The organism is Enterobacter quasiroggenkampii (assembly GCF_043972695.1).
In the GTDB taxonomy this organism is placed as follows: Bacteria; Pseudomonadota; Gammaproteobacteria; order Enterobacterales; family Enterobacteriaceae; genus Enterobacter; species Enterobacter quasiroggenkampii.
Genome location: NZ_CP143745.1, coordinates 4,619,848 through 4,633,237, shown reverse-complemented (window position 1 = coordinate 4,633,237; position 13,390 = coordinate 4,619,848). Strand labels below are relative to the sequence as shown.

Sequence of the window (13,390 nt, the reverse complement as noted above, 5' to 3'; positions counted from 1 at the left end):
GATAAAATGTTAATGGTGCTGGGTCTGTTTGTCTTTGAACGACGAACCTTACCCTATCAGACAATGCAGTTTACAAAGGATTACCGCTGGGTGTCCAACGATCGGATCGGGAAACCTAAAGCCTGGCAGTACCTTGGCGAAGGCGAGACATCTTTTACCCTCTCCGGACTGCTTTACCCTGAGCTCACGGGAGGGCGGCTTTCCCTCAAGGCGGTTGAGCTGATGGCGAATGAGGGGCGGGCATGGCCGTTGATAGACGGTACCGGCATCATTCACGGCATGTTTATCATTGAAAAAGTCACGCATACGCATTCGGATTTTTACAGTGACGGTACCGCCCGAAAAATTAATTTTACGCTGGAACTGAAACGCGTGGACGAATCGCTGATGACGATGTTTGGCGATCTGAGAACCCAGGCCGAAGAGCTGGTGACGAGCGCACGTAATAGCATTGGAGGGCTGGTGGGATGATCACCGAAATGAATATCCGGGCGGGTGGGAAAATCGCCCCTGATTTTATGCTTAAGCTTGACGATCGCGATGTCACACAGAATTTCAGCCACCGTCTTATCAGTCTGAGCATGATCGACAAACGTGGGCTGGAAGCCGATCAGCTGGATATTCAACTGGATGATTCCGACGGGCTACTAGACTTGCCGGCCCGGGGGGCAAGGCTCTCCTTATGGCTGGGATGGGAGGGAACCCCGCTCGAGGAGAAAGGGGACTTTACGATTGATGCGATTCAATTCCGGGGCGCGCCGGACACGCTGACCATCCGGGGATTCAGCGCAGATTTTCGTGGAAAGCTAAACGTGCGGCGCGAACAGTCGTGGCATGACACGACGATTGGCGCGATAGTTGATACCATCGCTCAGCGTAACCAGTTGACCGCAAGCGTCGCGTCGGGGCTTGCATCCATCGCCATCTCTCATATTGACCAGTCTCAGGAGACAGACGCGGCGTTCCTCTCCCGACTGGCTGAACGTAATGGAGCATTTGTTTCAATCAAAGCCGGGAAGATTATCTTTATGAAAGCGGGCCAGGCCGTGACGGCCAGCGGCACGCCGATTCCCTTAATGATGATTGAGCGTGGGGATGGCGATAAGCACCTTTTTTCCGTCGCTGACCGTGAAAATTATTCCGGCGTGACGGCCAAATGGCTGCAAACGCGCGACCCAAAGCAACAAAATCCTCAATTGAGTATTTCACGTCAATCAGGGGGGCAGCCGACAGAAGCACTGCAGCACCCGGATGCCGTCGCACCAGTAGCGGAAACAGGAGGCAAGGAGCAGAAGCCGCAAGAGAGGCTGGTGGGATCGGCGGAAAACGTATTTGAGCTTACCACGGTTTATGCCTCTGAAGAGCAGGCGCTCAGGGCCGCAGAGGCGAAGTGGCGCGCGCTTCAGCGGGGAACCGTAGAGTTTTCCATCCAGCTTGCCCTGGGACGCGCCGATCTGTTCCCAGAAACGCCGGTGCTGGTAAACGGTTTTAAACGCGTCATCGACGAGCAGGCGTGGATCATCAGCGAAGTGGTGCATACCCTCAACGATAGCGGATTTACCACGCAGCTTAAGCTTGAGCTGAACGTCAGCGACGAAAAATTTACTGTTGATAGTGAGTAATGTAGTTGCTATTTGTTTTATTTTGGGTATTATTGATTCACAAAATGTGAATTAAGTGGAGGGGTACATGTTTCATTGTCCTAAGTGCAAGCACTCTGCGCATGCGCGTACCAGTCGCTATCTAAGTGAAAATACCAAAGAGCGCTATCACCAGTGCACCAATGTGGACTGCAGCTGTACGTTCGTGACGATGGAGTCCGTAGAGCGTCTGATTGCGACCCCTGGTGCCTCTGGACGTGTCCAGACGGCTTCGCTGAGCCAGGGTTAGCGGGTTCAAAAAAATCAATAAAAAAGCCACTCAATTGAGTGGCTTAATTATATGATTCTAAATCTAAAATTTGGTGGCCCCTGCTGGACTTGAACCAGCGACCAAGCGATTATGAGTCATAGAATACCTGTTTTCTTAAACTTTCTGATTTGTTCTGGTTTGTACTTTAAATTGCTTTAAATCATGGCGTTGTGGCTTTGTCGTCGTTTTGATTTGTTCCTAAATGTTCACGGCAGTAATATCGTTACCTGACCCATTACCTGACCCAAAATTTGATTGGGTCAGGTAAGCGAAAATGAACAGGTGATGACGTGGCAACGCATTTAACGGATACGGCAATACGCGGGCTCAAGCCTAAAAGCACGTCCTACTATGAGTGGAGTAATAGCGGCCAACGCGGCGCAGGGCGGCTTGGCGTAAAAGTGCAACCTTCTGGCAGTAAGGTTTTTTACTTTCGCTATTACGTTGATAAAGGCAAGAAAGAGAAGTTTATCCAGTTGGGTATCTGGCCTGAGATGAAACTGGTGACGGCCAATGAGCTGGCGAAAAAGTATGGCGCATGGCTTATTGAGGGCAAAGAGCCGCAACAAGAGCTTGAGCAACAACGTCTGGCCGAGCAGCACATCATGCAGCTACATCGTTCACAGGGTTCGTTCGAAGAGCTGGTGCATGGCTATGTTAACAAGATGAAGCTCGACAATAAGCGGACTTGGGCTGATGTGTTGAAACGGCTAGAGAAAGAGTGCTACTCAATTATCCCTCGAGAAATGAAAGCAAAAGACGTCACGTCCTCCCAGGTTAAAGAAATTCTGGCTGGCATCATTCAACGCGATGCAGTTGTCCACGCGAACCGTATCCGTTCGTATCTGATGGCCGCGTTTAATTACGGTCTGAAAGCGGATAATGATCCTATGAACACCAGTGTAGGCATCACGTTCGGACTGCAGATTAACCCTGTTTCAGTTATACCAAAGCAATCTGCTGCGGAGAAAGTCGGCGATACTTGGCTAACGCTTGAAGAACTGCGTTTTGTCATGGAGCGGTTCGTAGAGGCCACCAACGTTGGGCCACTGATGCAGCATCTGATTCGCTTCTGCGTATACGCTGGTGGGCAGCGTCCGTTTGAAATGATTGCCAGCCAGTGGAGTGCTATTGATTGGCAACAAAAGACGTTGCTTGTCATAGCCGATGTATCGAAAAACAAACGTGAGCACCTGATCCCGCTGACTGAATCGGCATTACAGGAATTAGTCTCGGTGAAAGAGCTGACAAAGGAAAGCAACAGTCCCTATATTTTTCCTCTGTCGACCAACGGCGAGCGGCCAGTACGTACTGATAGCCTGGCGCGTTCTATCATGTATTTCCGGGCCTTTAATCCTGAGTTTAAAGTTTTCACGGCGCGAGATTTACGCCGGACCTGTAAAACGCTGATGGGAGAGGCGGGGATTAGCAAAGAGATCCGTGACCGTATCCAGAATCATGCTTTGAATGATGTCAGCTCGAAACACTATGACCGTTATGATTATCTGTCTGAAAAGCGCAGGGCGCTTGAGGTTTGGGAAGACCGGGTCAACAACTATCAACGACAGCAGGAACACAATGTCGTGAACCTGTTCGGACGGAGGTAATGCTTGTCAAAATATGAGCTTAATTCAGCAGAAGAACGTTATCAGCCCGGTTCAGGTGATTTGGTTCTAGCGAACAAGCTGGAGATTATCGATGCCGCTGAAATGGATGCGCTGGAATCTGGGCTGTTGCTCATGTTGTATGAGCAGCTATTTATCAGCCAGCAACCACCAGCAACCTTGAGTTTTGAGCATATTCGCGAGTGGCACCGCAAATGGTTAGGTAATGTCTACGACTGGGCTGGAAAGCTCCGTAACGCTAACCTTGCAAAAGATGGGTTTCAGTTTGCTGCTGCGGACAGGATCCCGTTGCTGATCGCAGGCTTTGAAAAACAATACCTTTCCCGCTTCACGGAATTGAACACACTGTCTCGCGCCGAGCTGGCTGGTTTTTTGGCTGAATGCCATGTGGAATTTATTTTGATCCATCCCTTTCGGGAGGGTAACGGGCGTTTGTCGCGCTTACTTTTTGATGTACTGGCGGTTCAGGCGGGTGTTGGGGTGCTAGATTACAGCTTATGGGATGAGCATAAAGCATTTTACTTCAAGGCGATTCAGGCTGGTGTGTCAGGTAACTTTGCCCCCATGATCCGGTTGGTTAGCGATATTCTGCCTGATTAACGAGCCAAACCAACCGCTTTAGCCTGTGCCTGAAAGCGCTTGAGCTGCTTCTCGATTTTCTCTACAGAAACGCCGGTTTCAATTGCAGTAGAGCTGGCAACGGTGCGGAAGAGCTGCGTTTTAGTGACCAAAGGATGCGCTGTTTTCTTTGTCATGGGGAGAGCCTCATAGTTGATGCCTTCATTCTAGTTCGACCTGATAATGCTCACAAGAGGGGCTGTAGAGTAACATTCACTCCATTACGCAGAATTCTCTGCCTCAGCAAGGCCATATAATTCGCTGGAAAACTCCAACAGGCAGTGCCGATCTACTTTTGTTGAGCTTAGGCACAATTAGCTAAGAAAATTCTGATGCGTATCAATATTCGATAGTTCTCACTTGCTGTTAAATGCCGCTTTCCTACGCTGATGGCGAAAATCCTAACGTGTTTTCAGCGAGGAAGATGCTCTTCACAGTGCGAAATACGAACGAATGATATCGAAAGTACTCCCGACGCTCTAATGCTCAGCACTGCTATATTTACTTCCATATTGAGGGATATCGATGACAGGTTTTTTAACTCTACTTGCCGTCTTTTTATTCTTGTTCGTTGCCTATAAGGCGACTATGTATTTCTGGACGATTCGTCTATTTCGGGCATACGCCTATTTGCATCGCATCGAACATTCAAAAAGCTGGGGACGCGAGGTCGATGAGGAAGTGGTTAAAGCGGCAAATAACTTTGCTAAAGAATACCCGCTTAGCCGTTTGCCAATTGATTTTAGTGGGGCGTATGTGGAAACGGTGCTCGACGATTTTAATGGCTCCCGCCGCGCGTTTTATGCCTTTGCTAAAGCGCAGGGTTATCAGAAATGAATATTGCTCGAAGTGGCACTTCCAAGGAAAGTTATTCAAGTAAATGCTGAAGTTAAAAGATGGTCGCCGCATTACTCCAGACAACATACATGAGACATTATGAAATGAAATACCTAATCATCGCACTGGCTTTGGTGGCAAGCACCGCGCAGGCAACTACCTGTCGCACTGACAGTTTCAACACAACGCGTTGTGACAACGGCACAACTTATAGAACGGACTCTTTTGGGACCACTAGAGGCAGTTATGGTAGCACATATCGTACAGATTCATTTGGCACTACCCGCGATAACGATGGGAACAGTTGGCGTACGGATAGTTTCGGAACGACGCGTGGTAGCAACGGCGACGTTACCCGGACGGACGCCTTCGGGACTAGTCGGACGACGCACAGCGATGGAAGTTCTACAACATGCCGCCGCGACTCCTTTGGCACGGTTCGTTGTAATTAATAGGGGCAACTCGAATAATTGTCTGACTATGACATAAGCCCATGACACTCACCTAAAAATATATCCGGTCGCGTTTTTCACATCCGGTGAAACGTGATCACTACGGCTAAAGCCAGTCACAGCAAGGGCTGGCACGTGGAGATCATTTTTTGTATTGGTTTTTTCGGTGGTTTTTGATGATCACTTTGGAAAATGATCATCATGTTTTCGCTCAGTAATTCACTTTCAACTGTATGATTTATTGGGCTTAAACATCGTTACGGCTAGGCGTGACAGTGAGCGTTTATCCACTTTGATCAGCAGTAATTCGTAATCATTTTGCATTTTCAACCAGTGCTCGGGCGTTCCGCCTAATACATAGCTGAGCCGAACGGCGGTTTCTGGCGTGATCCGCGAGCTGCCGTACACCAGATAATGGCAGGCTGAAAGGCTCATGTTCATTGCTCTGGCGAAAGTGGTTAGCGTGATTTCATTCATGGCAAGAATCCCTCTGATTCTTTCTGCCGGGACAGGGCTTTGCAGATTTTCATACCCTTGCATCCAGCGGGAGCAGGAGCGAAGTGCTCTGCGCTTAGCCTGGCGGGCCCGTTCGTAGGCATAATCAGTTGGCATGACGATGGTTCCATTTACAAGCGTGCTCTGGTGCCCAGCCTGGTCATCAGAAATGAGGTTTTGCGCCATTCTAACCTGTAACTGATGAGTGCAGGACGTGGGTCACACGCTCATTCTGGCCACCGTTCATTTCTTTGTCCTGTATCGTTTGCGATAGTCTTCGTAGCGGGTATTATTTTGCGCACTGCATTCCAAAATTGAATTTTGCCTGAGCATTTTGCTCGACGGCTGCAATCTCTTCCGAGGGCTTCATGACTAACACTAACTTTTCTCAAACGGCTGCGTTCATTTGGTCGGTAGCTGACTTGCTGCGCGGTGATTTCAAACAGTCTCAGTACGGGCGCGTGATCCTGCCTTTTACGCTGCTGCGTCGCCTTGAGTGTGTGTTGGCGGAGACCAAAGATGCGGTGGTGGCGAAGTATGATGAATTAAAAACTAGCCCACTGCCGGAAGATGCTAAAGAGAAGTTTCTGCTGCGCGCCAGCACATTTTCCTTCTTTAACACCTCGAAGATGGATCTGGGCAAGATGGGCCAGAACGACATCAAAGCCAACCTGGAAAGCTACGTGCAGGCGTTCTCCCCGGACGCGCGCGAAATCTTCGAACACTTCAAATTCAGCGAGTTTGTCGGCCTGCTGGAAGATGCCAACCTGCTGTTCAAAGTGGTGAAGATTTTCGCCACCACCGATCTCAGCCCGAAAGCGATTTCCAATTATGAAATGGGCCTGGTGTTTGAAGAACTTATCCGCCGTTTCGCGGAAAGCTCTAACGAGACTGCTGGTGAGCACTTCACCCCACGCGATATCGTGCGTCTGACCACCTCGCTGGTGTTTATGGAAGATGATGAAGCCCTGACGCAGGACGGTATCATCCGCACCATTTACGACCCGACGGCCGGGACTGGCGGCTTCCTCTCTTCAGGCATGGAATATGTTCACGAGCTGAACCCTAAAGCAGTCATGCGTGCCTTTGGTCAGGAGCTGAACCCGGAATCCTACGCAATCTGTAAAGCCGACATGCTGATCAAAGGTCAGGACGTCAGCCGTATTAAGCTGGGCAACACCCTCTCTAACGACCAGCTGCCGCTGGATCAGTTCGACTACATGCTCTCTAACCCACCGTTTGGTGTGGACTGGAAGAAGATTGAGGGCGAGATTAACGACGAACATACGCAGAAAGGTTTTAACGGTCGCTTTGGCCCGGGACTGCCGCGTGTTTCCGACGGCTCGCTGCTGTTCCTGATGCACCTGATCAGCAAAATGCGCGACAACCACAATGTGGATGGCACCGTGAGCAATGGTGGGCGGATCGGGATTATCCTTAACGGTTCCCCACTGTTTACCGGTGGTGCGGGCAGCGGTGAGAGCGAAATTCGACGCTACATTTTGGAAGCCGACTTGCTGGAAGGCATTGTCGCGCTGCCAACGGACATGTTCTACAACACTGGCATTGCCACCTACGTCTGGATACTTTCCAATAAGAAAACGCCTGAGCGTAAGGGTAAAGTGCAGCTGATTGATGGCACTAACCTGTGCGGCAAAATGCGTAAATCGCTGGGTTCCAAGCGTAACCTGATGGGCGAAGACGATATCAAGCTGATCACGCAGACCTTCGGTGATTTTGAGGTGGTGGATGCCACAACACTGGAAGAGCTTGGTCTGGAGAAAGCCGCCGAGCAAAAATCCAACCGTGGTCGCCAGCCTGCCACCGCCAAAATCGAAGCGCCGAAAACCTTCGCCAGCAAAATCTTTAACAGCACCGACTTTGGCTATCGCCGCCTGACCATTGAACGCCCGCTGCGTTTATCTGCTCAGGTGACGGATGAGGCGATTGCGACTCTGCGCTTTGCACCGAAGCCGTTTAACGCACCAATGGAACGTCTGTATGAAGAGTTCGCAGCCCAATGGCAGGAAGAGACCTATGGTGATTTCTCCGAACTGGAAGCTGATGCGCGCGCCATCATCAAAGCTGAATTTGCCGAGCTGAAAGAGAAGCAGATTAAAGATCTGCTCGACAGTAAACTGTGGCTGGCGCAGCGCGCCTTGATGGAAAAAGCGCAGCAGATTCAGACGGCTCTGGGTACGCAGGCGGGTGGCGAGACGCTGGTAAGCAATGACTTCAACCAGTTCCAGCTGACCCTGAAAGGGGCCATCAAAACGGCTGGCGTGAAGCTGGATGCGAAAGAGAATAAGCAGTTTATCGATGCCATCACCACCAAAAATTCGGATGCCGAGCCGGTGGTGAAGAAGGCACTGAAAGAAGCCGCTCAGCCGCTTTATGGCGCGTTTGAATACAAAGGCAAAGTGGTCGAGTTTGAACAAGACGGCGAGCTACGTGATAGCGAGAACGTGCCGCTGAACCCGGCAGTGTCTACCAGCGACCTGATTGAAAACTACTTCAAAGCAGAAGTGCTGCCCCACGTGGCTGACGCGTGGATCAACGCCGATAAGCGTGATGCGCAAGATGGTGAAGTGGGGATTGTCGGTTATGAGATCCCGTTTAACCGCCATTTCTATGTCTATCAGCCACCGCGACCGCTATCCGAGATTGATGCCGACCTGGACGCGGTCAGCGCCGAGATTATGAAGCTGCTGCAGGAGGTTCATTCCTGATGGCTAAATATAAGGCGTATCCGGAGTATAAGGATTCTGGGGTTGAGTCTTTAGACACTATCCCTAAGATGTGGTCTATAAAAAAACTCAAATATATTTTTGAGATTAAGAAAAGAATTGCAGGAAAGATAGGCTTTGATGTCTTATCTGTAACCCAAAAAGGGATAAAGATAAAAGATATTGAAAGTGGTGAAGGCCAGCTTTCTATGGATTACTCAAAATATCAAAGGGTATATCCTGGTGAGTTTGCAATGAACCATATGGATTTATTAACAGGTTATGTTGATATTTCAAACTATGATGGTGTTACTAGTCCAGACTATCGTGTCTTTGCTGTACGAGACAAACATAGTTTTTATAGTCGCTACTATCTTTATTTACTACAAGATGGGTATAAGCAGCGTCGCTTCTTTCATCTTGGACAAGGAAGTGCTCATTTAGGTCGGTGGCGTTTGCCGACCGAAGCTTTCAATGAAATTGTCTACCCATGTCCCTCGCTGACAGAACAAATTCATATCGCCTCTTTCCTCGATCACGAAACCGCAAAAATCGACGATCTGATCGAGAAGCAACAGCAACTGATTGAACTGCTGAAAGAAAAACGTCAGGCGGTAATTAGTCATGCCGTCACCAAAGGGCTAAATTCTGATGTGCCGATGAAAGATTCTGGTGTCGAGTGGTTGGGGGACGTGCCGGAGCATTGGGATGTAAGTTACTTAAAGTACGTCATTGCAAATGAAAAAAATGCAATGGTTGATGGCCCATTTGGTTCAAGTGTCAATACAGAAACTGATTATGTTGAGCAAGGTATTCCTGTAATTAGAACAGTAAATATCACAAATCTAGGTTTTTCATCTGAAAATCTAAAGTTTATGCGTTATGAAAAATACATTCAGTTAAAGCGTCATTCAGTTAGACCAAATGATGTTTTGTTCTCTAAAGTTGGGACAATAGGGAATGCTTGCATTTTGCCTGACAGTATACCTGAGGCTATACTGTCAACGACGGGTAGTTGCAAAATAACCTTGGAACAGGGCTCTGTCATACCTGAGTATTTGGTCTATGTTATTCAGTCAATGAATGAACACCTTATGCAAATAGCCAATTCGAATGTTCAACCATTTCTTAATATGAGCAATATTCGAGGGTTAAATATACCTTTACCTAAACTCGATGAGCAAAAAGATATTTTACAAGCAATAAATATTAATTTGCTGAAAATTGACGATCTTATTGATAAGGCAAGTAAATTTGAGTTATTGCTTCAAGAACGCCGCACCGCCCTTATCTCAGCCGCCGTTACCGGAAAAATCGACGTCCGCGATTGGGTTGCCACGGACACGCAAGATGTTGAGGAGCCACAGGAGGCTACCGCATGAGCATGGACAGCACCAAAGAGCTGATTTTCCAGAATGAGATGATCGCTCAGATGGAGGAAAAAGGCTGGATTTGTGGAAAAACGGACGGCTACGATCGCGAACGTGCGCTGTACTCGCAGGATGCACTGACCTTTGTGCAGACCACACAGCCACAGGAGTGGGAGAAATTTGCCAAAATTTACCCCACCGATACCGAACGTCATTTCCTTGATGCGCTGGTGGCTCAGCTAAAAAAAGCGGATATCAACGCCACCGATGTTTTGTCTCGCACTTACGGCACGCTCGGTGTCTTGCGTCATGGTATCAAAAGCCATAACGCACGTTTTTCCCTGTGCCAGTTTAAGCCGGAACATAACCTCAATCCGGAAACCCTTGCGCGCTACAAACAGAATATCTGCCGTATTGTGCCGGAGCTGGTTTACAGCCCACATGCGTCGAACGCCGCATTCGAAGAAACGGGCGTAAAGGCGAAGAAGTGGCGTATCGACCTGGTGTTGTTCATCAATGGCCTGCCGATAGCGACTCTTGAACTGAAGTCTGAATTTAAGCAGGCGGTACAAAACGCCATTACGCAATATAAGAAAACGCGTTTGCCGAAGGACCCTGGTACCAATAAACCTGAGCCGCTGCTGACCTTCAAACGCGGCGCGCTGGTGCACTTTGCCGTCAGCCAGTACGAAGTGTTTATGGCGACCAAACTCGAGGGCGATAAAACCTTCTTCCTGCCGTTTAACAAAGGCACCCATGACGGCGGTGCAGGGAACGACATCCCGGAAGATGCCAACGACTACGCCACCAGCTATCTGTGGAATGAGGTGCTGCTGCCGGACAATTTGTTGAAAATTCTCGCGAGCTTTGTGCATCTGCAAATCGTCGAAAAAGAAGATGCCATTGGCCTGAAGTACAAAAGCGAGAGCCTGATTTTCCCGCGCTATCACCAGTGGGATGTGGTGAACAAACTGATCACAGCCGCCACGGTGGAAGGCACCGGCAATAAATACCTGATTCAGCACAGCGCGGGGTCGGGAAAATCGAACTCTATCGCCTGGACGGCGCATCAGCTTTCCCGCCTGTACGATGAAAATGGCGAGAAGCAGTTCCACTCGGTGATTGTGGTGACGGACCGCACCGTGCTGGACGATCAGCTGCAGGACACTATCTATCAGTTTGAACATCAGGACGGCGTGGTCGGGCGTATCAATAATAAAGAGGGCGACGGTTCTAAATCGGAGAAGTTGGCTAGCGCGCTAGAAAACTCACAGCCGATCATTATCGTCACCATTCAGACCTTCCCGTTCGTCCTGAAGGCGATTGAAAACAGCGTCAGCCTCAAGCAGCGTAAATATGCGGTAATTGCCGATGAAGCGCACTCCTCGCAGAGCGGCTCTACGGCGCGTCAGCTGAAAGAAGTGCTGATGACGGAAGAAGCAGATGACGATATGGAGATGTCTTCAGAAGATATTCTGGATGCTACCGTTGCTGCGCGTAAAGGCAGCAATAACCTCAACTATTACGCCTTTACCGCCACGCCGAAAGCCAAAACCTTGGAGCTGTTTGGCCGTCGTCCTAATCCGCAGGAACCGGCATCGAAAACGAACAAACCAGAAGCGTTCCACGTTTACTCCATGCGTCAGGCTATCGAAGAAGGCTTTATTCTTGATGTGCTGAAGAACTACACCAACTACAAGGTGGCGTACAAGCTGCTGCAAAAGCTGGACGATCCTGACCGGGAAGTGGACAGCAAGAAAGCGAAAATCAAACTGAACCAGTGGGTCTCGCTGCACGATCATAACGTCTCGCAGAAAGTGAAGGTGATTGTTGAGCACTTCCGCAAGCATGTGATGCATCTACTGGCCGGTCAGGCAAAAGCGATGGTGGTAACCAGTTCGCGTAAGGCGGCGGTGCGCTACAAGCTGGCCTTCGATAAATACATCGCCGAGCAAAAGTACGAAAAGATCAGCGCGATGGTGGCGTTCTCCGGGGAAGTTGAATTCCATGAAGATGACCACAACAGCCTTGCGCTGCTTAATCAGAAGTTTACCGAAATTAATATGAACCCTGGTCTGAAAGGCCGGGATATGCGTAAAGCGTTTGATACCGACGACTACCAGGTGATGCTGGTGGCCAACAAATTCCAGACCGGTTTTGACCAGCCTAAGCTGTGCGCCATGTATGTGGATAAAAAGCTGGGCGGCGTGGAGTGCGTACAGACGCTGTCGCGTCTGAACCGCACCTATCCTGGGAAGGCGCAGTCCGGCACCTTTGTGCTCGATTTCTACAACGAACCCGATGAGATTTTGGGTGCTTTCCAGCCGTACTACCAGACAGCCGAGCTGACGGATGTTAGCGATCCGCAGCTCGTCTTTGAACTGTTTGAAAAGCTGCGTACCAGCGGTATTTTCCTGTGGAACGAAGTGGAGCAGTTCTGCGAGGCGTTCTTCAGTAAAAACAAATCCAACGCGGCCATTAGCAATATCTGCAAACCTGCGGTGGAGCGCTGGAAGCATCGTTATACCTCAGCGATTGATGCGTATGTGCTGGCTAAAGAGATGTTTGAACGTACCAAGAAGACCGGCGATGTTGTGTTGATCACCAATGCGGAAAATACCTTCAAAGAGTGCGAGAAAGAAAAAAGTAAGCTGGATATCTTCAAGAAAGATCTTGGCAGCTTTGTCCGCTTTTACGAGTTTATGTCGCAAATCGTCGATTACGACGACAAGAACCTGGAAAAGCTGAGCCTGTTTGCCCGCCATCTGCGTCCGTTGCTGCATGAGCAGCACATCGAAGAAGATGAGATTGATTTAAGCAACGTGGAGATGAGCCATTACCGTCTGTCGAAGCTTCATGAACAGCACCTGAAGCTGCAGGAAGATGCGGCGGAATACAAAATCACACCGGGGAATGATGTCGGTACGGCGAAACCGAAGGACAAGAAAGAAGAGTTTCTGTCGAATATCCTTGCGCGCCTGAATGAGCTGTTCGTTACCGATAATCTCACCGATAAAGACATGATCAATTATGCCTTTGCGGTGCGCGACAAGCTGTCAGAAAACCAGGCGGTGATGACCCAGATTGCCAACAATACGCGCGAACAGGCGATGCTGGGCGATTTCCCGAAAGCCATTGATGATGCCGTGATGGACAGTAACGACGCCCAGCAGGAGATGATGGTGCAATACCTCTCTAACCCTGAACTGGCGAAGGGCTTTGCACGCGTGGTGTTTGATATGTTGAAAGGGGCTTAATTGTTGCACTGATTGGGAGCAATAGGGCAGGACATCACCGAGAACAGATGATGCGCCTGCTTTGTTCCCTCTGACTTCTTGAGTTAGTTGCGTTCATTT

11 protein-coding genes and 1 tRNA gene are annotated in these 13,390 nt (G+C 49.4%); 9 read left to right on the top strand and 3 right to left on the bottom strand.

The genetic code is table 11. From position 1 onward, the window contains the following. Positions 1–6: 6 nt before the first annotated feature. The 3 genes from V1572_RS22030 to V1572_RS22020 all read left to right on the top strand — a co-directional run bounded on the left by V1572_RS22030 (position 7) and on the right by V1572_RS22020 (position 1,890). Positions 7–471 (top strand): phage tail protein, encoded by a 465-nt coding sequence (locus V1572_RS22030; RefSeq protein ID WP_262796636.1) that lies wholly within the window; start codon positions 7–9, stop codon positions 469–471. Then, a complete protein-coding gene (locus V1572_RS22025) occupies positions 468–1,622 on the top strand; it encodes a phage late control D family protein (protein WP_063622452.1) in 1,155 nt (384 codons plus the stop codon). Before V1572_RS22030 ends, V1572_RS22025 begins: the two co-directional genes overlap by 4 nt. Before the next feature lie 67 nt (positions 1,623–1,689). Further along, positions 1,690–1,890: an ogr/Delta-like zinc finger family protein gene (locus tag V1572_RS22020; protein ID WP_023616173.1), complete on the top strand. Its 201-nt coding sequence runs from the start codon at positions 1,690–1,692 to the stop codon at positions 1,888–1,890. 71 nt (positions 1,891–1,961) lie between these two features. Here V1572_RS22020 and V1572_RS22015 read toward each other — a convergent pair. After that, a tRNA-Met gene (locus V1572_RS22015) sits at positions 1,962–2,032 on the bottom strand. A 169-nt stretch (positions 2,033–2,201) separates the two neighbouring features. Here V1572_RS22015 and V1572_RS22010 point away from each other — a divergent pair. Then, complete coding sequence (locus V1572_RS22010) at positions 2,202–3,518, top strand: integrase arm-type DNA-binding domain-containing protein (RefSeq protein WP_333187233.1); 1,317 nt, start codon at positions 2,202–2,204, stop codon at positions 3,516–3,518. Between the two features lie 3 nt (positions 3,519–3,521). Next, a complete protein-coding gene (locus tag V1572_RS22005; protein ID WP_126957016.1) occupies positions 3,522–4,136 on the top strand; it encodes a Fic family protein in 615 nt (204 codons plus the stop codon). Here V1572_RS22005 and V1572_RS22000 read toward each other — a convergent pair. After that, entirely contained in the window at positions 4,133–4,291 is a 159-nt protein-coding gene (locus V1572_RS22000) for a hypothetical protein (RefSeq protein WP_152594380.1), read from the bottom strand. The two genes, V1572_RS22005 and V1572_RS22000, sit on opposite strands and share 4 nt — an antisense overlap. A 388-nt stretch (positions 4,292–4,679) precedes the next feature. Between V1572_RS22000 and V1572_RS21995 the strand changes: the two genes are divergently transcribed. After that, positions 4,680–4,991, top strand: a complete 312-nt coding sequence (locus V1572_RS21995) for a hypothetical protein (RefSeq protein WP_395299596.1) — start codon at positions 4,680–4,682, stop codon at positions 4,989–4,991. A 677-nt stretch (positions 4,992–5,668) separates the two neighbouring features. Here the strand turns inward: V1572_RS21995 and V1572_RS21990 are convergent. Then, the gene (locus V1572_RS21990) at positions 5,669–6,124 is read right to left on the bottom strand and encodes a HigA family addiction module antitoxin (protein ID WP_395299595.1); all 456 of its coding nucleotides are present in this window, start codon (positions 6,122–6,124) and stop codon (positions 5,669–5,671) included. Positions 6,125–6,306: 182 nt separating this feature from the next. Here V1572_RS21990 and V1572_RS21985 point away from each other — a divergent pair, with 182 nt between their 5' ends. From V1572_RS21985 to V1572_RS21975, 3 genes are read left to right on the top strand one after another with little or no spacing between them, the layout of a single operon-like run. After that, the gene (locus V1572_RS21985; RefSeq protein WP_395299594.1) at positions 6,307–8,667 is read left to right on the top strand and encodes an N-6 DNA methylase; all 2,361 of its coding nucleotides are present in this window, start codon (positions 6,307–6,309) and stop codon (positions 8,665–8,667) included. Continuing rightward, positions 8,667–10,046 (top strand): restriction endonuclease subunit S, encoded by a 1,380-nt coding sequence (locus V1572_RS21980; protein WP_025205699.1) that lies wholly within the window; start codon positions 8,667–8,669, stop codon positions 10,044–10,046. The genes V1572_RS21985 and V1572_RS21980 overlap by 1 nt, the downstream gene beginning before the upstream one ends. Beyond that, on the top strand, positions 10,043–13,291 hold the full coding sequence (locus tag V1572_RS21975) for a type I restriction endonuclease subunit R (protein WP_395299593.1): 3,249 nt from the start codon (positions 10,043–10,045) through the stop codon (positions 13,289–13,291). Before V1572_RS21980 ends, V1572_RS21975 begins: the two co-directional genes overlap by 4 nt. Positions 13,292–13,390: the final 99 nt, after the last annotated feature.